This window comes from Oerskovia paurometabola (assembly GCF_016907365.1).
Lineage (GTDB): Bacteria > Actinomycetota > Actinomycetes > Actinomycetales > Cellulomonadaceae > Oerskovia > Oerskovia paurometabola.
This window is the reverse complement of record NZ_JAFBBV010000001.1, coordinates 4,248,571-4,270,414: the sequence shown is the minus strand read 5'-3', so window position 1 is coordinate 4,270,414 and position 21,844 is coordinate 4,248,571. Positions and strand designations below refer to the sequence as shown.

The 21,844-nt window shown below is 72.5% G+C and carries 20 protein-coding genes; 12 read left to right on the top strand and 8 right to left on the bottom strand.

Translation table 11 applies throughout. The annotated features are described in order from the left end of the window. Window positions 1-153 precede the first annotated feature (153 nt). From JOD48_RS19790 to JOD48_RS19050, 3 genes are read left to right on the top strand one after another with little or no spacing between them, the layout of a single operon-like run. The gene (locus JOD48_RS19790) at window positions 154-624 is read left to right on the top strand and encodes a hypothetical protein (protein ID WP_239527501.1); all 471 of its coding nucleotides are present in this window, start codon (window positions 154-156) and stop codon (window positions 622-624) included. Further along, window positions 621-1,310, top strand: coding sequence for a SigE family RNA polymerase sigma factor (locus JOD48_RS19055; protein ID WP_307824269.1), 690 nt, complete (start codon window positions 621-623; stop codon window positions 1,308-1,310). The genes JOD48_RS19790 and JOD48_RS19055 overlap by 4 nt, the downstream gene beginning before the upstream one ends. Beyond that, window positions 1,307-2,539: a hypothetical protein gene (locus tag JOD48_RS19050; protein ID WP_204810127.1), complete on the top strand. Its 1,233-nt coding sequence runs from the start codon at window positions 1,307-1,309 to the stop codon at window positions 2,537-2,539. Before JOD48_RS19055 ends, JOD48_RS19050 begins: the two co-directional genes overlap by 4 nt. Before the next feature lies 1 nt (window position 2,540). Here the strand turns inward: JOD48_RS19050 and JOD48_RS19045 are convergent, their stop codons facing one another. From JOD48_RS19045 to JOD48_RS19035, 3 genes are all read right to left on the bottom strand, one after another. After that, the gene (locus tag JOD48_RS19045; RefSeq protein ID WP_204810125.1) at window positions 2,541-3,401 is read right to left on the bottom strand and encodes a 2,3-bisphosphoglycerate-dependent phosphoglycerate mutase; all 861 of its coding nucleotides are present in this window, start codon (window positions 3,399-3,401) and stop codon (window positions 2,541-2,543) included. A 28-nt stretch (window positions 3,402-3,429) separates the two neighbouring features. After that, a complete protein-coding gene (locus tag JOD48_RS19040) occupies window positions 3,430-6,396 on the bottom strand; it encodes a helix-turn-helix transcriptional regulator (RefSeq protein WP_204810123.1) in 2,967 nt (988 codons plus the stop codon). Between the two features lie 161 nt (window positions 6,397-6,557). Further along, a complete protein-coding gene (locus JOD48_RS19035; protein ID WP_191790096.1) occupies window positions 6,558-6,728 on the bottom strand; it encodes a hypothetical protein in 171 nt (56 codons plus the stop codon). 391 nt (window positions 6,729-7,119) lie between these two features. Between JOD48_RS19035 and JOD48_RS19030 the strand changes: the two genes are divergently transcribed. Then, the gene (locus tag JOD48_RS19030; RefSeq protein WP_191790097.1) at window positions 7,120-7,782 is read left to right on the top strand and encodes a hypothetical protein; all 663 of its coding nucleotides are present in this window, start codon (window positions 7,120-7,122) and stop codon (window positions 7,780-7,782) included. Next, on the top strand, window positions 7,779-8,153 hold the full coding sequence (locus JOD48_RS19025) for a UBP-type zinc finger domain-containing protein (protein WP_191790098.1): 375 nt from the start codon (window positions 7,779-7,781) through the stop codon (window positions 8,151-8,153). The genes JOD48_RS19030 and JOD48_RS19025 overlap by 4 nt, the downstream gene beginning before the upstream one ends. A gap of 58 nt (window positions 8,154-8,211) precedes the next feature. Here JOD48_RS19025 and JOD48_RS19020 read toward each other — a convergent pair whose 3' ends face one another. Beyond that, window positions 8,212-9,222 carry an LLM class flavin-dependent oxidoreductase gene (locus tag JOD48_RS19020; RefSeq protein WP_204810121.1) on the bottom strand — a complete coding sequence of 337 codons (1,011 nt, stop codon included), beginning with the start codon at window positions 9,220-9,222 and terminating at the stop codon, window positions 8,212-8,214. Window positions 9,223-9,255: 33 nt separating this feature from the next. Next, entirely contained in the window at window positions 9,256-9,840 is a 585-nt protein-coding gene (locus JOD48_RS19015) for a sugar O-acetyltransferase (RefSeq protein WP_191790099.1), read from the bottom strand. A gap of 66 nt (window positions 9,841-9,906) precedes the next feature. Here JOD48_RS19015 and JOD48_RS19010 point away from each other — a divergent pair, with 66 nt between their 5' ends. Further along, window positions 9,907-11,055: a serine hydrolase domain-containing protein gene (locus tag JOD48_RS19010; RefSeq protein WP_204810119.1), complete on the top strand. Its 1,149-nt coding sequence runs from the start codon at window positions 9,907-9,909 to the stop codon at window positions 11,053-11,055. Here the strand turns inward: JOD48_RS19010 and JOD48_RS19005 are convergent. From JOD48_RS19005 to JOD48_RS18995, 3 genes are all read right to left on the bottom strand, one after another. Next, window positions 11,042-12,811 (bottom strand): SulP family inorganic anion transporter, encoded by a 1,770-nt coding sequence (locus JOD48_RS19005; RefSeq protein ID WP_204810705.1) that lies wholly within the window; start codon window positions 12,809-12,811, stop codon window positions 11,042-11,044. The genes JOD48_RS19010 and JOD48_RS19005 overlap by 14 nt on opposite strands. Continuing rightward, complete coding sequence (locus JOD48_RS19000; RefSeq protein WP_204810116.1) at window positions 12,808-13,803, bottom strand: HAD family hydrolase; 996 nt, start codon at window positions 13,801-13,803, stop codon at window positions 12,808-12,810. The genes JOD48_RS19005 and JOD48_RS19000 overlap by 4 nt, the downstream gene beginning before the upstream one ends. A gap of 79 nt (window positions 13,804-13,882) precedes the next feature. Further along, complete coding sequence (locus tag JOD48_RS18995) at window positions 13,883-16,228, bottom strand: arylsulfatase (protein ID WP_204810114.1); 2,346 nt, start codon at window positions 16,226-16,228, stop codon at window positions 13,883-13,885. Window positions 16,229-16,529: 301 nt separating this feature from the next. Here JOD48_RS18995 and JOD48_RS20270 point away from each other — a divergent pair, with 301 nt between their 5' ends. From JOD48_RS20270 to JOD48_RS18965, 6 genes are all read left to right on the top strand, one after another. Further along, on the top strand, window positions 16,530-16,886 hold the full coding sequence (locus tag JOD48_RS20270) for an S-adenosylmethionine decarboxylase family protein (protein WP_191790101.1): 357 nt from the start codon (window positions 16,530-16,532) through the stop codon (window positions 16,884-16,886). A gap of 23 nt (window positions 16,887-16,909) precedes the next feature. Then, on the top strand, window positions 16,910-17,626 hold the full coding sequence (locus JOD48_RS18985; RefSeq protein ID WP_191790102.1) for a DUF4178 domain-containing protein: 717 nt from the start codon (window positions 16,910-16,912) through the stop codon (window positions 17,624-17,626). A 79-nt stretch (window positions 17,627-17,705) separates the two neighbouring features. After that, window positions 17,706-17,927 carry a DUF350 domain-containing protein gene (locus JOD48_RS18980; RefSeq protein WP_191790103.1) on the top strand — a complete coding sequence of 74 codons (222 nt, stop codon included), beginning with the start codon at window positions 17,706-17,708 and terminating at the stop codon, window positions 17,925-17,927. Window positions 17,928-17,929: 2 nt separating this feature from the next. Continuing rightward, the gene (locus tag JOD48_RS18975; RefSeq protein WP_307824267.1) at window positions 17,930-19,618 is read left to right on the top strand and encodes a polyamine aminopropyltransferase; all 1,689 of its coding nucleotides are present in this window, start codon (window positions 17,930-17,932) and stop codon (window positions 19,616-19,618) included. 128 nt (window positions 19,619-19,746) lie between these two features. Then, a complete protein-coding gene (locus JOD48_RS18970) occupies window positions 19,747-20,583 on the top strand; it encodes a DedA family protein (protein ID WP_307824266.1) in 837 nt (278 codons plus the stop codon). A 59-nt stretch (window positions 20,584-20,642) separates the two neighbouring features. After that, window positions 20,643-21,842, top strand: coding sequence for a MalY/PatB family protein (locus JOD48_RS18965; protein ID WP_307824265.1), 1,200 nt, complete (start codon window positions 20,643-20,645; stop codon window positions 21,840-21,842). Window positions 21,843-21,844 lie beyond the last annotated feature (2 nt).

Sequence of the window (21,844 nt, the reverse complement as noted above, 5' to 3'; positions counted from 1 at the left end):
GGACCCGCGACAGCGAGGTCTCGAGCCGTCAGGGGGCGGCTCCGGGACAGGCTGGGCAGCGGGCCGGCGGGGTCGGTCGTCGTCGTCGCGAGCCTCGGGGGCTCGCTCCTCGCGGTCGGCCTGACCTGGCCCTCACCACAACCCGTCCTCAGCGTGGTCCTCCTCGCTCTCGCGCTGCCCGTGTGCGCGATTATCGTCCGGTGGTCGCTCGTGTCGCACCGCGTGACGGTACGCGGCGCCCGGGTCGTGACGACCGACGACGACAGGGGGTGGCTGGTCGTGCGCAGACCGCTGGGCACGGTGCTCCTGGACGGCTCGCGCTTCGGCGTCCTCGATGCGCAGCGGGCGCTCGCGGACCGGGTCGTGGCCGTGCACCTGTCCGGCCGGGCCGAACGGGCCGAGATCCTCGGACTGCTCGACCGCATCGTGGCCCTGGACCGGCTGGAGCACGGGACGCCAGGACCCGTGGCAGGCGACCGGAGCAGGTTCACGCCCGAGCAGAGATCGCTCCTGGGCAGGCACGTCCGCGACGGCCTGACACGGGACGTCGAGCTGCTCGAGTCCCGGCGGACGGGCCCCTCGACCGGAGAACTGCGGCCCTCGGTGCCCGGGGCGCTGCCGTGACGGCGGTCCTGCCGCTCGTGGGCGGCGGCGACCTGCAGGGCGGTCCGCGACGAGTGCCCGACGACGGCGCACCGGACCTCTTCGACCAGCAGTTCGACGAGGGGTTCCCCGCCGAGGAGGGCGAGGGCGGCGGCGTGATCCTGCGTGCGAGCCGGAACGCCGAGTTCACGGCGTTCATGGAGCAGGCCGTCGGCCCGCTGCACCGCATGGCCTACCTCCTGTGCGGCGACCAGCACCGCGCCGAGGAGCTCACGCAGCAGACGTTCGAACGCACGTACCGGGCATGGTCCAGGGCCCGCGACGGTGACCCGATCGTCTACGCGCGCAGGATCCTCGCGAACCTGCGGGTCGACACGTGGCGGCGTACCCGCCGCGAGGTGCTGTCCGGCCCGGACGACCTCCGCGACCACTCCGAGGGTACGACCGACGCGCCGCGCGCCGGCTCCTCGGTGGGTGCGGCGCCCGCCACCGTGGACGACCGCGACCTGGTCGTCCGCGCCCTCCTGCAGCTCCCCCTCAAGCAACGCCGTGTCGTGGTGATGCGGCACATGCTCGACCTCTCGGAGACCGAGGTCTCCACAGAGCTCGGCATCCCGGTCGGCACCGTGAAGTCGACCGCGTCCCGGGCGCTCGCCCGGCTCCGCGCGATCCTCGACGACTCCTCCCGGAAGGGCAGCTCCTCATGACCGGACCGCACGACGATCTCTTCGACCGTCTGCACGCTGCGGCCGACTCCGTCCCGCCCTCGACGCTCGACCTGCCCGTCGTGCTCGTCACGAGCCGACGCAAGGCCACAGCCCGGCGGGCCGTCACCAGGACCGCGGTGCTCACAGTGTTCGCCGTCCTGGGCGTCGGGGTCGCGAGCGGCCTCCCCAGCCAGGTGGCTCACGAGCTCGACCCCGCGGCGGCCTACGAGACCTTGAGCACCGAGATCGTGCATCGAGAGATCGCTCCCGGGATCACGGCCGTGGCGGAGGCGGCGGCCTACGAGCTGCCGGACGAGACCGTCGTGCTCGACACGGGCATCGAGACCGGTGCGCACGGCGACCGGTTCCTCATCATCTCGACGGTCGAGTTCTCGGCCGGTGGTCCGTTCGAGGACGCGACCGTCTCGATCGACCCGCGGACCGGGCAGATCCTCGATGCCGCGGTGGCAGAGGGGGCCGAGCCGTCGCAGGACCCCAAGGATCCTGCCTACATCCAGCAGATGGCAGATCTCGGCTACGCACCGCGAGAGACACAGCGCTTCCAGGTGGTCGCCGGGGACGAGGCCGAGCTCCGACGGCTCCGAGCAGGCGCCGAACCGACGACGGTCCTCGTGCCGGTCCTTTCTTCCGCCGCAGTCGTCGAAACCGAGGGGGGCGAGTTCGTCTTCGGCGCCGCGACGAACGAGCTGTTCGACGACGAGCCGAGCGCGTTCGTCTCGTCCTGGGAGCCCATCACACAGGCCGACGGGAAGACCGGCACGTTGCTGCTCGTCCCCACGCTGACGATCCCCGAGCGGGCGCAGGCCCCCTTTGCTCTCGCGCTGACGGGGGAGACCGCGTTCGAACCCCGGATGACGGCCTCGTCCGGGGACGGCCCCCGGACGACGGGGGCTTGCACGGAGCTGGTCGACGGGTGCGCGGTGTCCTACGACGCGCAGAGCCGGGTCGCGATCCAGAGCCAGGAGCAGGATCCCCGGTGGGCGGCGCTCCTTGCGACCGGGCCGTACGAGGACGTCGCCGTCCTGGACGCGGGCGGCGACCAGGTCCTGTTCCGGTGCCGCGCGGCCGACGACGCCACCGAGGGGTCCTTCCGGGAGGGCCTCACGACCGAGCAGGAGGACCGCATCATCACCAGCACCGCTGACCTGACCTACTGCAAGGTGGAGAGGAGCCCCTCGGACGACGGAGGCCTGCGCGTGGGCTCGTGACTCACGTCCCGCCGCGCCGCTCCAGGTCGGCCAGCTCGGCCGCCGCACGGTCCGCGTCGAGGTAGAGCCCGCCGCGGTGCACGGGCACGAGGTGGGCTGCGGCCGCCTGAGCACCCGGCTGCGCACCCGGGTCGGGCTCCCCGCCCGGGTGCGCGGCGTCGTCGGGCACCTGGCGCTCGAAGCGGTAGACGAGCGGGAGGCCCGTGGGGACGTTGAGGACCTGGACCTCGGGGGCCGTGAGCCGGTCGACGAGCATGACGAACGCGCGCAGCGAGTTGCCGTGCGCCACGACGAGGAGGTTCTCGCCGCGGTCGAGGGCCCGGCGCACCGTCGCCCACAGCGGCGCGAGGCGGTCGACGACGTCCGCGAGCGACTCGGTGTCGCGGCGCATGCCGACCCGGGCGGCGTCGGGCAGGCGGGAGAAGGTGTCCGCGACGGCCGCCGCGGCCTCGCTGCCCTCCTCGACGGGCGGCGGCCGGTGGTCGAACGAGCGCCGGTACTCCCAGTACGCGGTCTCGCCGAACTCGGCCCGGACGGACTCGCGCAGGTCGTCGGTGAACGCGCCGTAGTGCCGCTCGACCAGCCGCCACTCGGGGACCAGGGGAGGCGGCCCCGGGAGTCGCGCCGCGACGATCGCCGCGGTCGCCGAGGCACGCACGAGCGGCGAGGTCAGCACGCGGCGCGGGACGAGCGTCGGGTCCTGCGCACAGGCCGCGGCGAGCTCCGAGCCCGCCCGCTCGGCCTCGCGGACGCCGTGGTCGGAGAGGTCGACGTCGAGCAGGCCCGTGAACCGGTTCTCCGCGTTGTAGACGCTCTGCCCGTGACGCAGCAGGACGAGGGTGCCAGGGGCCGGGGCGCTCATGGCGACCAGCGAACCACACGTGCCGCCGTCAGACCTCGATCAGCCCCCGGTGGTGCGCGATCGAGACGGCTTCCGTGCGGCCCGAGGCGCCCAGCTTGGCCAGGACGTTCGAGACGTGGACGCTCACGGTCTTGCCGCTGATGAACAGGCGCTCGCCGATCTGCCGGTTGGTCAGGCCCTGCGCGACGAGCAGCAGGACCTCCTCCTCGCGGTCCGTCAGCACGGTCGTGGCGCCGCGGCGCAGGCCCGGCAGGTCCAGGCGCCCGCGGCGCGCGAGGTCCCGCAGCGCGCTCGCGAGGGGCGCGGCGCCCATGTCGTCGGCCTCCTCGAGAGCCTCGCCCGCCTGGGCGGCGGCGCCCTCGCGGTCCCCGACGCCCAGCAGCGACTGGGCCCAGCGCCAGCGGGACCGCGCGATCTCGTAGCGGTAGCCGTAGTCGAACGCTGCCGTGGCCTCCTGCCACAGGAGCGGGTCGTTCGTCCCCGTGAGGCGGGAGTGCTCGGCGCGGGCCCGCACGAGCCACGCGATGCCCTCGGGGCCGAGCTGGCCACCGCGAGGACGTCCCCGCTGGGCCGTGGTCTCCGCCGCCGTGAGGAGGGCGTCGCCCTGCGCGACCAGGTCGTCCACGGGGGCGCCCACGAGGCGGCGCTCCTCGGTCGCGTCGGCCAGCGCCGTCAGGGCGAGCGCCGAGATCCAGATCCGGCCCAGGAAGTAGTCGCTCCACGTGCGGCCCAGGTAGACGATGAGCTCCTGCGCGAGCGCCAGGGCCTCCTCGCGCTGGCCCGTCCAGACGAGCGCGTCGATCATGCACCCGCCCGCGATGAGCGCGATCTGCCCGTCGCGCCGCCACTCGGGACGCAGCGCGCGGGCGCGCTCGATCACGCCCTCGTCGCCGCGCGCGACGGCCGCGTAGAGCTGGGCAGCCGAGAGCGCGGCGACCGCGCTCGGGGGCATGGGGTCGGGGGACGTGGGCGGCGGGCGGAGGTCGCCCGTGGCGTACCGGACGAGCTCGCCGAAGAGGCGGAGCTCGACCCCGTACCCGTTCCAGCCGAGCCCCGCCGCGACCGCGTGCTCGAGCCCCGTGTGCGCCTCGACGAGGGCCTGCTCGAGGTCCCCCGAGTAGTAGCGGTTGGCCGCGATGTTGTACCAGCAGCGCATCTCCGTGAGGAGGTCGCCCGCGGCCTGGGCGCGCTCGCGCGCGTTGGCGAGGAGCTGGGCGGCGCGGTCCGCGTCGTCGACCTCGAGCACCGCGAGCGTGGTCAGGGCGTCGGCCTCGACGTCGGGGGCGTCGATCGCGCGGGCCACCGCGATGGCCTCTTCGGCGGTCTCCTGGGCGACCACGTCCATGTCTGCCCGGTCGAGGTTCATCGCGGCGCGGGCGCGGGTCGCGAGGGTCCACGCCCGGTCCTTCGACGGGGGCTCGGTGGGCAGCACCGCGAGGGCCGCGGCCGTGTGCTCGATGACCTCCTCGACGTGCTCGATCCCGAGCAGGTGCAGGGACAGCACGTGACGCAGCGACGCCTGCCGCAGCGGGTTCTCCGCGGTCATCTCGACGACCTTGCGCGCGATCGCGACCGCGCGGTCCGGCTCGCCCGCACGGCTCGCCGCGGACGCCGCCGCGACGGCCACGTCGACGCGGTCCTCGCCGAGCAGGTCCGCGGCCTCGGGCACCACGTCCCACAGACGCAGGACCTGCTCCAGGTGCCGCAGCTCCTCGGCGGGCGCGAGGACCCGCCCGGCACGGCGCGCAGCCTCGCGGGACGCGACGAGCGCCGTCGTCGTCTCGTGCGCCGACAGTGCGTGGTGGGCCCGCTGCGCGGGCGAGCCGAGCGCCGGGTCCTCGGTGAGCGCGGCCAGGTACGCGCGGTGCAGCGCGACCTGCTCGCCGGGCAGGAGGTCGGCCGAGATGGCCTCGGCGAGCAGGGCGTGGCGGAACGCGATCCTGCCGCCGTCGACGGTCAGCACGTGGTGGGCCACGGCCTCGCGGAGCGTCGCGTCGAACGCCTGGTCGAGCGCGCCCCGGGTCGGGAGCCCGCCGGGGGAGCGCAGGCCGCCGAGCGAGAACACGCCCAGGTCCTGCCCGACGACGGCGCGCAGCAAGGGCTCGGCGACCACGCGTCCCGCGAGCGACGCGATGCGGGCGAGCTGCTGGACGTCGGGCTCGAGCTGTTCGAGGCGAGCGTGCAGGACGTCCGCGAGCGACCAGGGCAGGGCGTCGGCCTGCGGGCCGGCCTCGACCAGCTCCTCGGCGAAGTACGCGTTGCCCTCCGAGCGCTTCATGACGCGCTCGAAGTCGTTCTTGGGCAGCGACCTGCCCGCGACGGCGGTCGTGAACTGCTTGAGCTCGCCCGGCGTGAACGGGTCCAGGGCCAGGTGGTCGACGCGCGGGTGGCGGCGCAGCTCCGCGAGCACGGGGCGCAGCGGGTGGCGACGGTGGAGGTCATCCGTGCGGTAGCTCGCGATGACGAGCAGGTGGTCGGCCCGCAGCCGCGCGAGGAGGAAGCGCAGGACGTCGCGCGTGGACGGGTCCGCCCAGTGCAGGTCCTCGATGACGAGGACGAGCGGGGCCCCGGGCCTCCCTGGGGCCGTGAGTGCGGCCGTGATGCTCTCGAAGAGCTGGAGACGTCCGGCCTGGTCCTCGCCGTTGCCGTCGAGGGACGAGGGGCCGGCGTCGAGGAGGCGGCCCAGCGCGGGCCGCGCGTCGATGGTCTCGTCGACGACCTCGTGGCTCGACCGGAGCTCGGACAGCGCCTCGGTGAACGGCAGGTAGGGCAGGCCGACGTCGCCGAGGTCGACGCAGTGGCTCACGACGACGGTTGCCCCCGTGCCCCGGGCGAGCTCTGCGGCACGGACCAGGAGGCGCGACTTGCCGACCCCGGCGTCGGCGCCGAGGAGGATCGCACCGGGGTCCCCGGCGGCAGCGCGGCCCACCGCTGCGGCGATCACGTCGAGCTGGTGCTGTCGTGCGACGAAGTGGGCCTGGGAGGGGCGCGGCATACTGCCCATCCTCGCAGCGGCCTGTGACGTCTGCCACGACGTTTCCTGATACTCGCCGACCGGTGTGACGAACCCCTCCTCCGGTCCGGCCGGGAACCGGTAGCCCGGTGGCGCCGAGGGCGATGGTCGACCTCGGCCCACCCGACCGGAGGAGGGCTCCGTCATCCGGTCTGACCTGTGGTGCTCGCGTGGGTACTGTGCGTCTTGTGCCCCAGGCGGTGGCTGCGGAGCCAGTGCATCAGCACGTTCTCGTGGTGGTCGTAGTCCGCGCGGACCTGCTGCTGGCGGTAGGCCACCTCGGTCTCGAAGCCCATCACGTACATCTCGTTCATGGTCGTCCCCGTTCGTGCTCGTCGGCCGCGGACGTGGTGCCCGCTGTGATCCTCACTCTCGTGCTGAGTGGGCGCGTGGTGCATCGGTCGAGCAGGTAGGTTCTGGGCGGCTACCACCTCAGGCCCGACGGCGTATCTCGCCTGAGGTGGTCTGAGGTGCCTTAGGGGTGAGGTCGCCGGGCGACGTCCACCGGGACGACGCGACGGACGGGCCCTGTGTGCGGCCGAGGACCGCCCTGCGATCAACGTCATGGCCATGGCGCTCCCGGCCGGGTCCGGCCGGCGGGTAGGCCCCCACCCGTTGCCAACCACGGGTGCCGGTCGCAGACTGGAATGGACCGGACCCCTTGATGGAGGTGCCCTCGTGACATCGACGTACGACGTGCTACCCATGCTAGGACGCGGCAAGCACCGCAACCCGAAGAAGGGCGCGTGCTTCATGGAGCTCGCGTCGTACCTGGCCGGCGAGCGCTGGAGCGACCATCCCCAGTGCACGCACCCGCTGGTCGCGATGCTCGCGCGAGCGGTCAACGACCTCACGAGCGATGCGGCCAGGCCACGCCTGGCGATCCTCATCCCGTCCGTGATCGGGCTGCGGTCCGACGACCCGCGGTGGAGCGTGTGGATCTCGCTGCGCGCGGCCCAGACGGCGCTGCCCGTCTCGCCGAGCGACCGGCAGGACGTCCTCGCGGTCGCGATCATCGCGGGTGAGCGCATGCTCGACCAGCTCGAGGGCCGTGAGCCCGGCACCCGGACGCAGGAGTCGCAGGACGCCCTGAACATGGTGCCCCGCACGGCGGCGTGGGCCGAGTCGTTCTGCAAGGGGTCGCGGCTGCGTCCCGCACGGTTCGCGCGCGACGCCGCTCCGAGCATCGTCGCGGCCGCGGTCCAGGGCATCTCGGAGGCGGGCTCACGTGACGCCGACGACGCGCTCTACGAGCTGCTCTCGTCGACGATCGAGGCGGCCCGCGGCTGGGCCGCGGCCGAGCCCGCCGAGCCGCTCGAGCCCAAGGACTGGGAGCCGGTCGTCCGCAGCGTCGGGGCACAGGTTTGACGGCGGCCGACGACGGCGGCACCCCGGGCCTCGAGGAGTCCCTCGACCTGACGGTGCCGCCGAGCGGTCCCGGCTGCGCCGAGTGCGAGTCCTCCGGCGGCTGGTGGGTGCACCTGCGTCGGTGCGCGCAGTGCGGCCACGTGGGCTGCTGCGACACGTCGCCCTCCCAGCACGCCACGGCGCACTACCAGGAGACCGGCCACCGGCTCATGCGCACGTACGAGCCGGGCGAGGACTGGTACTGGGACTACGTCTCGGAGCAGTCGTTCGAGGGGCCGGACCTCGCTCCGCCGATCGCGCACCCGAAGGACCAGGCGACGCCCGGGCCTGCCCAACGGGTCCCCGAGAACTGGCGAGAGCTCATCCACTGACCGCTTCCGCCGAGAAGTGAGTTGATGCCCCGGATCTGCGCGGATCAGGGGCATCAACTCACTTCTCGGCGGGCGACACGACCCGGGCGAGCGCGTCGAGTCCTGCGAACGGGTCGTCCTGGCGTCCGGGGTCGGGGCTCGTCGGCACGACGACGACGCTGCTGACGCCGTTCGCCTCGAGCGCGGCGAGCCGGGCGCGGACCACGTCGGGCGGGCCGACGATCGCGAGCTGGTCGACCCACTCGTCGGGCATGGCCCGGGAGAACTCCTGCGGTGTCGACGTCGAGTCGCGCAGCGCCCGGAACTCGGTCGCGAACGGCAGCGGGTCGATCTGCGCGGTCCAGTCCGCGGCGCCGAACGTGGCCAGCGCGGGCCGGACGATCTCGCGGGCCGTCGCGACGTCGTCGTGCACCACGGCGAGGGCGAACGCGACGAGCGTGTGCTCGGGCGGGGCGCTCGGTCCGGCTGCGGCGCGGCCGCGCTCGACGGCCGCGCGGACCACGCTCAGGTACTCGGGCGTCACGGGCATGTCGAGGATCGTGCCGTCGGCGACGCGGCCCGAGACCTCCAGGGACCTTGGCCCGCGCACCCCGTTGAGGACGGGAGGGGCGACAGCCGGAGGGCTGTACAACGCGACGTCATCGAGTTGTACGTAACGTCCGTCGGTGCTGAGCCGCTCGCCGTGCAGCAGCGAGCGGACGGCGCTCGTGGTCTCCTCCAGCAGCGTCAGGGGGCTCGCCGGCCACACCCCGATCTGCCGCATCCACGCGGGCATCCCGTGCCCGATCCCCAGCAGCAGCCGCCCCGGGTGGAGCTCGGCCAGCGTCCCGGCCTCGAGAGCCGTCATGGCGGGGCTGCGCACCGCGGCCGGCAGGATCCCGATACCGACGCGGATCGACTCCGTGCGCGCAAGGATCGTCGCGGCCTGCGCGATCCCACCCCGGAAGAAGCAGTCCTCGACCACCCAGACCTCGTCGAGGCCGATCTCCTCGGCGCGCGACACGAACGGCAGCAGGTCGGTGATCGGCAGGTCGCGCGGCACGATCACGCCGAGACGAGGACGGGGCACGGTGGTTCTCCTTCGGGTAGGGCGGCGCGGACGTCAGCCGAGCGACGCGTCGAAACCGGTGGGGCGCAGGACCTTCGCAGGCACCCCGGCGACGATCGTGTCGGCCGGGACGTCCTTGGTCACGACCGCTCCGGCACCGACGATCGCACCGTCGCCGATGGTCACGCCCGGGACCACCGTGACCGATGCCCCCAGCCAGACCTTGCGTCCGATCCTGATCGGTGCGGGGATCATGTCCGCTCGGCGGGCGGGGTCGACGGCGTGGTTCAGGGTCGTCAGGGTGCTCCCGTGCCCGATGAGGGTCCCGTCCCCGATCGTGATGCCACCGGTGTCCTGGAAGCGGCAGCCACTGTTGATGAAGACGTCCCTGCCCAGGGTCAGGTTCTTGCCGAACTCGCAGTAGAACGGCGGGAACACCGTGACCGACTCGTCCACGACGACTCCCGTCAGCCGCGACAGCAGACCGCGCACCTCGTCCGGCGTGCGGTACCCGGAGTTGAGATCGGCGACGCACCGCAGCGCCTCCTGGGCCGCTCCGTGCATGAACTCGTGCCGTGCGGACCCGCCCTCGATGAGTTCGCCGCGGTTCACGTGCTCCAGAAAGTCCTCGAGGTCCATCCTGCGATCCTGCCACTCCCACAATGCCCTGGCTCGACACGTCCCGTGAGGCCTACCGTCGAAGGCATGAGCCTCACGACAGGATCCTTCGCGGCGTTCGACGACCACCTCCGGCAGGCTGCCGCGGGGGACGACTTCTCGGGGGTCGTGCTCGTCTCCCGCGAGGGCGAGAAGCTGTTCGAGGGGGCCTACGGCCTGGCCTCGCGGCGTTGGGGTGTGCCGGTCAAGACCTCGACGCGCTTCGACGTCGCGTCGGTGACCAAGCTCTTCACCTCGGTCGCGGTCCTCCAGCAGGTCGCGGCCGGAACCCTCGACCTGGACGCCTCGATCCACGACCACGTCGACCTCGAGGGGACCCGCATCCCCCGGGAGGCGACCTTGCGCCACCTGCTGTCGCACACCTCGGGCATCGCGGACGACGCCGACGAGGAGGCCGGCGAGTCCTATGAGGCCCTGTGGGTCGACAAGCCGAACTACTCGGTCACGCAGACCGCGGACTTCCTGCCCCAGTTCGTCCACAAGACCCCGACGTTCCCTGTGGGCGAGGGCTGCCGGTACTGCAACGTGGGGTACGTCCTGGCCGGGCTGGCACTGGAGCGTGCCACGGGCCTCACCTACCGCGACTACGTCCGCGAGCACGTGTTCGCGCGCGCGGGCATGGCGTCGTCGGGCTTCTTCGACATGCGCGAGGCGGTCCCGGACGTCGCGGAGGGCTGGGAGCCCGTCCGCGCGGACGCGCCCGACGGCGACGCGGGCGACGGCGCAGCTCCCGTCGCGGACGGCGACGCGCCCATCGTGGGGTGGCGGCAGAACATCTACAGCTACCCGCCCATCGGCTCGCCCGACGGCGGTGCGCACGTGACGGCGGCAGACCTGGTCCGCTTCCTCGACGCCGTCCGGGCGGGCGAGCTCCTGCCGCCGGACCTCACGGACGCGTTCCTGAGCCCGCAGGCGCTGCACCACGAGATCCCGGACGCCCCGCCGGGCAAGGCGACCGCGGTGCACTTCGCGTTCGGCCTCGAGATCGAGGTCACCGCGGACGGGAGCGTCCGGTCGCTGTCCAAGGACGGGATCAACACGGGGTCGAGCGCGATCGTGAAGCACTACCCCGGGCAGGGCGGCGAGCCCGGTGTGACGATCGCGGTCGTGTCCAACAGCGAGGACGGCGCCTGGGACCCGATCAGACGGCTCGACGCCCTGGTCACCGGGGCGTAGGGGACAGGGCCTGGGCGGCCGCGACCGCCGCGTCGACGCTCGGCAGCAGGCGACCGTCGGTCGCGAGGGCAGCGAACCACGGCGAGGCCCCGGCCCGGGCCGCGGTCTCGGCCGGGACGCGTGCGAGCAGGAGCGTGCAGCCGATCCCGGCGAGCTGCCGGTCGAGGTCCGCGAGCCCGTCGAGCACGGTCGAGGTGACGCCGCGCTGGGCGCCGGACTCCAGGACCACGGCGCGCGGCGTCGGGGCGCTCGCCCTGGCGAGGGCAAGGATGCGTTCGACGGTGGGCCGGGTGTTCGCGGTGTAGAGGCCGGCGTCGAGGTGCAGGACCAGGACCCCGGGTGCGATGCCCGACTCCAGGGCCGCCTCGCGCGCGACCTCGCGCGTCACTGCGGCGTCCTCCTCGGAGTCGTCGCCCTCGGCCGTGCCGCGGTCGACCGGTGCCCAGCCGCCTTGCGGGGCACGCACGAGCGGGACGACGCGAGGCCGGTCGAGCTCGCGCAGCACGAGGACGAGCGTGAGCCCGACCCCGACCCCGACGGCGGGCAGCAGCCCGGCCACGAGGCCGATCCCCGTGGTCACGGCCGCGACCGCGAACTCGACGCGGTTGATGCGCCACAGGACCACGAAGTCGCCGACCTTGATGAGGCTCACGGTCGCCACGACGACCATCGCGCCGAGCGTGGCCTGCGGCAGGTCGTCGAGCACGGGGGCGAGGAAGAGCGCGACGAGGATCGCGAGGGCCGCGGTCACGAGCCCGGCGACCTGGGTCCGTGCCCCGGCCCGGAGGCTGACGGCGGTCTGCGAGAAGCCCCCCGCAGGGGGCATGGCGCGGAAGAACGCCCCGACCACGGCCGCGGCCCCGTTCGCCAGGAGCTCCCGGTCAGGCTCGATCTGGGGCTCGTCGGGTCGGCGGACACCGCGCCCCACGGCGACCGTCTCGAGGAACGCCATGATCGCGATCGCGGCGGCCCCCGCGAGCATCGACCCGACGAGCGACAGGTCGGGCAGGACGGGCAGCGGCAGTCCCGGAGGGATGGGCTCGATGACCTCGACGCCCCGGTCGGCGAGGCCGGCGAACGCCACGAGCGCGATGCCCACGGCCACGACGACGAGCGGGGCGGGGAGCCTGGGCGCGACGCGGCCGAGCAGCAGCAGGACCGCGACGCTCCCGACCGAGAGCGCGACCGTCGCCGGGACCGCCTCGTCCAGGTGGCCGAGCGCTGAGCCGAGCACCTGGAAGAAGCCCGTCGCGTCGGGGTCGGCGGGCACCCCGAGCAGGTGGGGGAGCTGGGCCGCGGCGACCGTCGCACCCACGCCTGCCTTGATCCCCACGAGCGTGGCCTGCGAGATGTTCTCGACGAGCGAGCCCAGCCGCAGCACCCGGGTGAGCAGCAGCAGCGCACCGACGAGCAGGGTGAGCGTGGACACGGCCCGCGCGGGGTCGTCGGCGCCGGCCGCGACCCCGGCCGCGAGCAGCGTGGAGGCCGACAGCGTCGCGATGGTCGACGTCGTGCTCATGCTCAGGGTCCGCGAACCGCCGAGCAGCGCGTACACGACGAGCGGGACCAAGCACGTGTACAGCCCGAACCCCACGGGCAGGTTCGCGATCGTCGCGTACGCCATGGCCTGGGGCACGACGACGGCGCCCGCCGACAGCCCGCCCACGACGTCGGCGCGGAGCCAGGCCGCGCGATAGCCGCGCAGGGTCGGGAAGAGGGCGGGCCGAGCCCTCGCGGCAGGGGCGACGGTCGTCACGGGTGCGCGGGCCGAGGATCGGGGCGTGGCGCACGCCGATGCCCCGGACGCGTCTCGTGTGCGGAGCCCTCCGGGGGGACGGGAAAGACCTGCGCCCAGTCGTCCCGCACGCTCACCACGGTCCATCCTTGCGCGGTTGCCGTCGCGAGAGCCTGCTCGGCGCCCGCGTCGTACGGCGGGTCCCCGCGGTCCGGGTCGTCGTGACGGACCAGCAGGGCCAGGCCTTGGGGGTGGCCGGCCGCGTAGGCGAGCATCGGCACGTCCCCGTTGGAGTTGCCGACCGCGAGCACGGGCCGTCGGCCGGTCCGGCTCCAGATGCGCACGGGCTTCTCGGGGCCGTCGTCCAGGAAGGAGAAGGTCGACCCGTAGACGACGTCGGCCTTCTCCTCGTCGAAGGCGAGCCCGAGGCTCGATCCCACGACCTGCTCGGGGGCCACGCCGTAGTAGTCCTCGGTGAAAGGCCGCATGAAGTCGCGGTCGCCGCCCGAGGTGATGTACGTCGTGAAGCCGCGCTCACGCAGGAGGTCGAGCAGCTCGCGCAGGGGCTGGTAGGTCGCGTACCGGTACGGGAGTCCGAGGGTCGGGTGGACCGCCGTGTCGAGGAAGGCGCGGACCTCGTCGGCGTACTCGCCCACGGACCGGCCCTCCTGGACCGCGACGACGGCCGCGATCAGAGGACGGAGGTCGGAGTCGTCGCCCGCGTAGTGCTTGTCGATCGCGGCGCCGAGCCAGGCGAGGTCCCCGGTCGACGCCGCCCGGTACGGCTCGGTCCGCGCCAGGTCCGGGTCGGTCGCGGCCGCCCGCGCCCACTGCTCGACGAGGAAGTGGAGCTGGACCGGCATGGGCTTCTCGGCCCACAGGGTGCCGTCGTTGTCGAAGACCGCGACGCGCTCCTCGACCGGGAGCGCTCCCGGACCGGTCGTGACCGCGGCCACGAGGTCGAGGATCGCCGTGCGGGTCGGGGTGTCGCGCCAGGACGGGAGGGCGGTCATCGGGGGTCCTCTCACCGGTTCGGGTACGGGGCGCCCGGGGTGGTCGGCACGAGGCCGACCACCCCGGGCGGTCAGGGCGTCAGTCGCGCGACATGGCCGCGGCCATGTGCGCCTCGAGGTCGAGGTAGGCGTCGTCGGCGATGTCGAAGACGACCCGTGCGATCTCGCCGCCCGTGAAGTCGAACCCGTAGCCGTACAGCGAGGAGACGGGGTCGGCGCTGTCGCGTCCGATCGTCAGCCCTTCGCCGCAGAGCGAGAAGTGCCCGAGCACCGTGCGGATGCGCTTCTCGCCGACCTGCTGGTCGTCGACGAAGAGCTTGAGCGGACCCACGCCCTCGCGGTTCTCGCCCATGCCCTCCTTGGTGAACTCGACACCGATGATGTGCTTGCCCGAGGTCGGCACCGGGGCCGAGACGCGGTCCTCGGGAGGGATGCCCAGGAAGTTGTACACGTAGTGCACCTGGCCGTCCTTGATCACGAGCGCGTGGCCGCCGAAGCGCGACCCGTGGGCGAAGATCACGCCCTGCGAGTCGGGCGTGAGCTCGACCTCGGCCGCGATCTTGTACGAGACGCCGTGCGTGTTGGCGGCGGACCGCTCAGGCACCTCGGACGTGCCCGGGTAGTAGACGAACTGCCCGCTCGGAGGCGCGGGCTGGTGGAACTCCATGGCCACGAACGTCTCGAAGTCCTTGGGGTTGCCGATGATCTGGAGGTCGTTGAGCGGCAGGACGTCGTTCTTCTCGGCCTCCTCGAGCCACAGGGCCTTGAGCTCCTCGAGCTTCTCGGGGTGCTCGGCGGCGAGGTTCTGCGACTCCGAGCGGTCGACCTCGGTGTGGTAGAGCTCCCACACGTCGTCGTCGAAGTGCCCCTTGCCGCTCACCGGCCCGTGCACCGAGACGGCCTTCCATCCCTCGTGCCAGATGCCGCGCTGCCCGAACATCTCGTAGTACTGCGTCTGCTTGTTCGTCGGTGCGTCCGGCGCGGCGCCGAACGACGGGACCATCGACACCCCAGAGAGCGGGGTCTGCGCGACACCGTTGTACGTGTCGGGGAACTCGACGCCGCACGCCTCGAGGATCGTCGGCACGATGTCGGTCGAGTGGTGGTACTGGTGGCGGACCTCGCCCCTGGCGGCGATGCCTGCGGGCCAGTGGATGACCAGGGGGTCGGCGACCCCACCCTGGTAGGTGTATCGCTTGAACATCTTGTACGGGGTGGAGAAGGCCGCGGCCCACCCGGTCGGGTAGTGGTTGTAGGTGTCGGGAGTGCCCAGCTTGTCGACCATCGTGAGGTTCTGCGCCTCGTCGTCGGGGTAGCCGCCGAAGATCTTGCCCTCGTTGACCGAGCCGTTCGGGCTGCCCTCGCCGGAGGCGCCGTTGTCGGCGCAGTACACGATGATCGTGTTCTCGAGCTGTCCGGACTCCTCGAGGTAGTCGACGACGCGCCCGACCTGGGCGTCGGTGTACTCGCTGAACCCGGCGAACACCTCGGCCATCCGGGAGAACATGTGCTTCTCCTCGTCGTTCAACGAGGCCCACGGGCGCACCTCGTCCGTCGGGGAGAAGGTCCCGTCGGGCATGGGGTTGAGCTCGGTGAGCACCGTGCCCTCGGGCAGGATGCCGCGCTCGACCATGCGCGGCAGGACCCACTCGCGGTAGGCCTCGTACCCGTCGTCGAACCGGCCCTTGTACTTGTCGATGTACTCCTGCGGCGCGTGGTGCGGTGCATGGTTCGCACCGGGGCAGAACCACATGTACCAGGGCTTGTCGGGCTCGGTCTGCCGGACGTCCCGGATCATCTTGAGCGCCTGGTCGGCCAGGTCCTTCGACAGGTGGTAGCCGTCCTCGGGCAGGTAGGGCTGGTCGATGTAGTGGTTGTCCTCGGCGAGCGACGGGTACCAGTTGTTGGTCTCCCCGCCGATGAAGCCGTAGAAGCGGTCGTACCCCTGGGCGAGGGGCCAGTTCTTCTTCGAAGCCCCTGCCGTCCACTCGTCGATCGGCACGTTGTGGTTCTTGCCGACCCAGAAGGTCGACCATCCCGCGTCACGCAGGACGTGCGCCATGGTGGCGTTCGACGGCGGGATGTGGGAGTTGTACCCGGGGAACCCCGTCGAGGACTCGGAGATCGTCGCGAAGCCGTTGAGGTGGTGGTTGCGGCCCGTCAGGAACGTCGACCGCGTCGGGGAGCACAGTGCCGTGGTGTGCCACTGCGAGTAGATCAGGCCGTCCCGCGCGAGGCGGTCCATGGTCGGCATCTCGATCCGGCCGCCGTAGGGCGACCACGAGGCCATGCCCGTGTCGTCGTAGAGCACGACGAGCACGTTGGGGGAGCCCGCCGGTGCCTTGGGCGGAAGGAACGCGTCCCAGTCCGGGGTCGAGTCCCGGACGTCGAGCTTGATCTCACCGCTGAACGGCTTCTTCGTCATGTCGCCTCCGTGGTCGCCATCGCTGTGGTCCGGAGGGCGGCACGCGATGCCGGGTGCCGGACCGAGTTCGAGTCGTGCGGTACGTCGAGGTGCGACGGGGTGCTGCCATCCCGTCTGGTGCGGACGAGCAGAGGGCTCCGGCGTCGTCGCCGGTGCCCCGGTCACTCACGCTAGGCCGGGTCGCCCGAGCGCGCTCGGCGAGCGGACCGCGCGAGCCCCCGTCCCAGAGGAGGTCGGCATTTTTCGGGAACGTCAGGCATCCGCTACCGTGACGCCGCCAGCCGCTGCTCAGGGAGAACATGTGCCGACCGATCCGGTCAACCGCAACCTCGTCTACGTCTTCGACATCTCGGGCGGGGACCCCGCTCTCCTCGACGACGAGACCACCGTCCGCACCTGCCTCTCCCAGGTCGTCGACCGGGCGGGACTGACCCCGCTCGGCGAGACCTCGCACCGCTTCGCGCCCCAGGGCTTCAGCATGGCGACCCTCCTGGCCGAGTCCCACCTCGCGGTCCACACGTGGCCCGAGGACGGCACGGCCTACGTGACCCTGACGACCTGCCGCGCACCGTCGTCGGGCAGCTTCGAGGAGGACACGCGCAGCCTGCTGCGCGAGACCTTCGCCGCGGCCGACGTCGCCGTCCGGACCCTCCTGTGAGGGCGCGCCGACCCCGGGCCCGCATGTCGCTCGGCAAGCACCTGATCGGTGCGCCGCCGTGGCGCTCGCTGCCGCAGGGAGTCGTCGTCTACGGCGAGCAGGACCCGAGCGACGGCGTCACGTACTACTGGGAGGAGTGGGAGGTCCTCGGGTACGAGAACCTCGACTTCTGGGTCGAGTACGACCACGACACGAAGGCCGTCACGCTCTACCGCCCTGCGGAGTCCGAGGAAGCCCTCGACCCGACGCGGATGCGCACGGGCCAGGTCGTCACCGTGACGCTCAGCGGGAAGAAGTACCGCACGAAGGTCACGGAGGTCGGGGTCGGGACCATCGCGTCGCTCGACGGGTCCTTCACCTACGACCTGACGGTGGGCCAGCGCGTCGCCTACGCCGAGCTCCGCACCCAGGACATGGTCCTGTCGCTCGAGAAGTTCGACGACCGCGTCATCGACCTCTACCACGGCACCGTCCTGGACGTCGCGGGGCAGAAGGCCCACTTCGGCAGGCGCGTCGCGCCGCGCGACACCAAGGTCAACCCCGTGGTCGCGTTCGTCCTGGTCCTCGCGGCGGGCATCGGCCTGTTCTCCGCGTGCGGGGACCGCGACGTCGACGACGACGACTGCACGCCCCGCACGGTCGAGCAGCAGTACGACGCGAGCGGCGACCCGCTCACGACCGACCAGACCTGCTACCGCCGATCCGTGTACGGCGGCGGTGGCGGCGGCCTCGGCAAGTAGCCGGCGCCAGGCACGACCCGAGCACGACCCGAGCACGACCCCTCGCACAGCGTCCGTCCCCACCACCCCTGGAGCCACCATGAGCCTCGCCGAGCTGCGCCTCGACGCCTTCCTGTCCACGATCGTCTACTCGGTGCTGGGCATCGTCCTGCTCGTCCTGACGATCGTCGTCGTCAACTACCTCTTCAAGCTCAACCTGCACCGCGAGCTCGTCGACGAGCACAACACGGCCTTCGGGATCATGATCGCCGGGCTGGCCGTCGCCATCGGCATCATCATCGCGGGGACGATCCTCTCCTGACCGTGGCCGGCGAGACGCAGACCCAGGCCGCGCAGGCCGCGCCGCCCGCAGGGGACGCGCCGCCCGCAGGAGGCGCGCCGCCCGCAGGGGACGCGCCGCCCGCGGCGGGTGCGCCGCCGTCGGGCCGCGGCATGGACAAGCCGACCGTGTTCGCGGCCGCGCTGCTCGTCGCGGTCGGCGGGATCATCTACGAGCTGATCCTCGGGACGGCCGCGTCCTACCTGTTCGGCGACTCGGTCGTCGCGTTCTCGGTCGCGACGGGCCTGACGCTGTTCGGCATGGGGATCGGATCCCTCCTCGCGACGCGCCTGGCCACGAACCCGGGCCTGAACTTCGTGCGCAACGAGGTCTCGCTCGCCCTGCTGGGCGGCAGCTCGGTCCTGATCCTCTACGCGGCGTTCAGCCTGACCGAGGTCTACTGGCTCGTCTTCGTGCTGCTGTCCCTCGCGCTCGGCGTGGGGATCGGCGTCGAGATCCCGCTGCTCGTCGCGCTGCTCAAGGAGCACGGGCGCGACGAGTCCGTGGGGCTGCTGTCGAAGGTCCTCGCGGTCGACTACTTCGGGGCGCTGGCCGCGTCGCTGCTCTTCCCGTTCGTCATGCTCCCGTACCTGGGACTCATGCGGACGGCGTACGCGGTCGCGCTGCTCAACGTGCTGGTCGCGGTGTTCATGCTGCGGCGCATGGGGCGGCGCACGCGCTGGACCTGGCTCGCGCGGCTCACGGTCGTGTTCCTCGTGGCGTGCTTCGCGGCGTCGAGCGCGATCGAGGGCGCGATCAACACCCGGCTCTACCAGGACCCGGTGGTCCACTACGAGTCGACGGCTTACCAGAAGCTCGTCCTGACGAGCTTCGGCGACGACGTCCGGCTCTACCTGAGCGACCAGCTCCAGTTCTCCTCGCTCGACGAGGCGAGGTACCACGAGACGCTCGCGCACGCGACGCTCACCTCGGTCGCGGCGCCGGCGTCGGTGGCGATCCTCGGGGGAGGGGACGGGCTGCTCGCGCGCGAGGTGCTGCGGTACCCGAGCGTCCGTGAGGTCACGGTCGTCGACCTCGACCCGGCCGTGACGGAGCTCGCCCGGACCGACCGCCTCGTGAGCGACCTCAACGAGCACTCGTTCGACGACCCGCGCGTGCGCGTCGTCAACGGCGACGCGTTCCGTTTCATGGACACCACGGACCAGACGTTCGACGCGGTCCTGATCGACCTGGTCGACCCGTCGAACGAGCGCATCGCCAAGCTGTACTCGACCGAGTTCTACGCCATGGTCGCGAACCACCTGCGGCCCGGGGGCGTGTACGCGACCCAGGCGACGTCGTCGTACTTCACGCCGCACGCGTTCTGGCAGGTCGCCTCGACCGTGCGTGCGGGCTCGCCCGGGCGGACCGTGGTCCCGCTGTCGGTCAACGTGCCGTCGTTCGGCGAGTGGGGCTTCGTGCTGTCGCTCCCTCCCGCCGGGCAGGGCGAGGCCACGGCGGACGGGACCCTCGGGCCCGACGGCGGGGCGCGCCTCTTCGCCGCGACACCGCTTCCCGAGGGCCTGCGCTTCCACACGCTCGACTCGCTGCGGGCGACCGCGACGCTCGCGGGCGACCACCCGGGACCCGAGGTCGAGATGCAGGCCTCGACGCTGCTGTCACCCGTGGTCTACCGGACCTATCAGCAGGACATGTCGCGCTGGCGGTACTGACGACCGGCCCCACCGGGCGTGCGCTCCGGGCCGTCCGGCGACGCACGCGCGTGAACAGGCCGTGAAGGTGCTCGGGTGAGACCTCGCCGAGGTCGAAATGTCCGGTCCAGGGCACATAGGGTCTGCGTATGCCCTTCGCGAACCTCCCTGTCGACCTCGTGCACGTGGCCGCCGCGGGCGATCCCGACCTGGGTGGTGTCGCGGGCTGGGCCGTGTCCCTCATGGAGACGCTCGGCGTGTTCGGTGCGGCCCTGGCCATCGCGCTCGAGAACCTGTTCCCGCCGCTGCCGAGCGAGGTCATCCTGCCGCTCGCGGGCTTCACCGCGAGCCGCGGCAGCTTCAACGTGTTCGCCGCCGTCGCCGCGACGACGGTCGGGTCGCTCGTGGGTGCGGTCGCGCTGTACTACGTGGGCGCGCTCGTCGGGCGCGAGCGCACGCGCCGGATCATCGGCTGGTTGCCGCTCGTCAAGCTCGAGGACGTCGACCGCACCGAGGCCTGGTTCCACAAGCACGGCAGCATGGCCGTGTTCTTCGGCCGCATGATCCCGATCTTCCGGAGCCTCATCTCGCTGCCCGCCGGGGTGGACCGCATGCCCCTGCCCAAGTTCGTCCTCCTGACGACCGCAGGCAGCCTCATCTGGAACAGCATCTTCGTCGGTGCGGGCTTCGCGCTGGGCGAGAGCTGGCACCTGGTCGAGGAGTACGCGGGCGTCCTGCAGAAGGTCGTCATCGGGGTCGTGGCGCTCGCGGTCGTCGCGTTCGTCGTGATGAGGGTCTCCCGGTCCGTGCTCGCGGGTGCGCCCCCGGCGCACGGTCGTCGTGCGCGCCCCGCCCAGCCCGACGACGACGAGCAGGCTCCCGAGTCGGGCACGGCCGAGCGGACCAAGACCCCCACGACCACGCTCGCGCTGCCCAAGGGCGTGTTCGAGCGGTCCGGGGTCCGGGCCGGGCCGTCCACCGACTGAGCCCCGAGCCATCCGGAGTGCGCCCGCCCCCCGGTAGCAGCCGTCGTAGGCTCGGTCCCGTGACCACCTCACCCTTCGCGACCGACAACCCGCTCGACGCCCTCACCCCGGACGCGCTGCGCCGTCGGACCAGCCTCAAGTGGCGGGCCTACGCCCCCGACGTGCTGCCCCTGTGGGTCGCCGAGATGGACGTCGAGCTCGCGACGCCCGTCGTCGAGGCCGTGACCGAGGCCATGCGGTCGGGCGACACCGGGTACGACTACGGCGACACGTACGCCGAGGCCCTCGCGGGGTTCGCGAAGCGCCGCTGGGACTGGTCGTTCGATCCGGCAGGTACGCGCATGATGCCCGACGTGATGCTCGGGCTCATGGAGATCCTCAAGGTCCTCACCGGGCCGGGCGACGCGGTCGTGGTCAGCCCGCCCGTCTACCCGCCGTTCTTCGGCTTCACGCAGAACGAGGGGCGCAGGGTCGTCACCGCGCCGCTCACCTCCGACTTCCGCCTCGACCTCGACACGCTCGACGCGGCCTTCGCCGACGCGACCGGGGCCACGCTCAACGGGACCGGACCGGGCAGCGGACGGCGCGCCGTCTACCTGCTGTGCAACCCGCACAACCCCACGGGCACCGTCCACACGCGCGCGGAGCTCGAGGCGCTCGCTGCCCTCGCCCGCCGCCACGGCGTGCGCATCGTGTCCGACGAGATCCACGCGCCCGTCACCGCACCCGGCGTCGCCTACACGCCGATCGTCACGGTCGCGGGGGCCGAGAACGCGATCGCGGTCCTCTCGGCCTCCAAGGCGTGGAACCTCGCCGGCCTCAAGGCGGCCGTCGCGGTCGGCGGACCCGAGGCGGCCGACGACCTGCGACGCATCCCCGAGGAGGTGGTGCACGGCGTCGGGCACGTCTCCGTGATCGCGCACGCCGCCGCGCTCTCGTACGGCACCCCGTGGCTCGACGCGGTCCTGCGCGGCGTCCGGCGCAACAAGCTGCTCCTCGCGGACCTGCTCGACGAGCAGCTTCCGCAGGTCCGCTACCAGCCGACGCAGGGCACCTACCTCGCGTGGCTCGACGCGTCGTCGGTCTCGGACGACCCGTACCGCTTCTTCCTCGACCGGGCCAAGGTCGCCCTCAACGACGGTCGGCACTTCGGGCCGGGTGGAGCCGGGCACGTGCGGCTCAACCTGGCGACGAGCCAGGAGGTGCTGACGGAGGCCGTCCGCCGGATGGGCGAGGCGGCGCGGACGGCGTCGGCCTAGCG

Excerpts from the sequence above, each read along its gene's own strand:
- JOD48_RS19015 (WP_191790099.1), bottom strand. The coding sequence starts at position 9,840 with ATGGACCTCGAGGACTTTCTGGAGCACGTGAACCGCGGCGAACTCATC.
- JOD48_RS19050 (WP_204810127.1), top strand. The coding sequence starts at position 1,307 with ATGACCGGACCGCACGACGATCTCTTCGACCGTCTGCACGCTGCGGCC.
- JOD48_RS18995 (WP_204810114.1), bottom strand. The coding sequence starts at position 16,228 with ATGACGAAGAAGCCGTTCAGCGGTGAGATCAAGCTCGACGTCCGGGAC.
- JOD48_RS18970 (WP_307824266.1), top strand. The coding sequence starts at position 19,747 with ATGCCCTTCGCGAACCTCCCTGTCGACCTCGTGCACGTGGCCGCCGCG.
- JOD48_RS19045 (WP_204810125.1), bottom strand. The coding sequence starts at position 3,401 with ATGAGCGCCCCGGCCCCTGGCACCCTCGTCCTGCTGCGTCACGGGCAG.
- JOD48_RS19035 (WP_191790096.1), bottom strand. The coding sequence starts at position 6,728 with ATGAACGAGATGTACGTGATGGGCTTCGAGACCGAGGTGGCCTACCGC.
- JOD48_RS19010 (WP_204810119.1), top strand. The coding sequence starts at position 9,907 with ATGAGCCTCACGACAGGATCCTTCGCGGCGTTCGACGACCACCTCCGG.
- JOD48_RS19030 (WP_191790097.1), top strand. The coding sequence starts at position 7,120 with ATGCTAGGACGCGGCAAGCACCGCAACCCGAAGAAGGGCGCGTGCTTC.
- JOD48_RS19040 (WP_204810123.1), bottom strand. The coding sequence starts at position 6,396 with ATGCCGCGCCCCTCCCAGGCCCACTTCGTCGCACGACAGCACCAGCTC.
- JOD48_RS19000 (WP_204810116.1), bottom strand. The coding sequence starts at position 13,803 with ATGACCGCCCTCCCGTCCTGGCGCGACACCCCGACCCGCACGGCGATC.
- JOD48_RS18980 (WP_191790103.1), top strand. The coding sequence starts at position 17,706 with ATGAGCCTCGCCGAGCTGCGCCTCGACGCCTTCCTGTCCACGATCGTC.
- JOD48_RS18985 (WP_191790102.1), top strand. The coding sequence starts at position 16,910 with ATGTCGCTCGGCAAGCACCTGATCGGTGCGCCGCCGTGGCGCTCGCTG.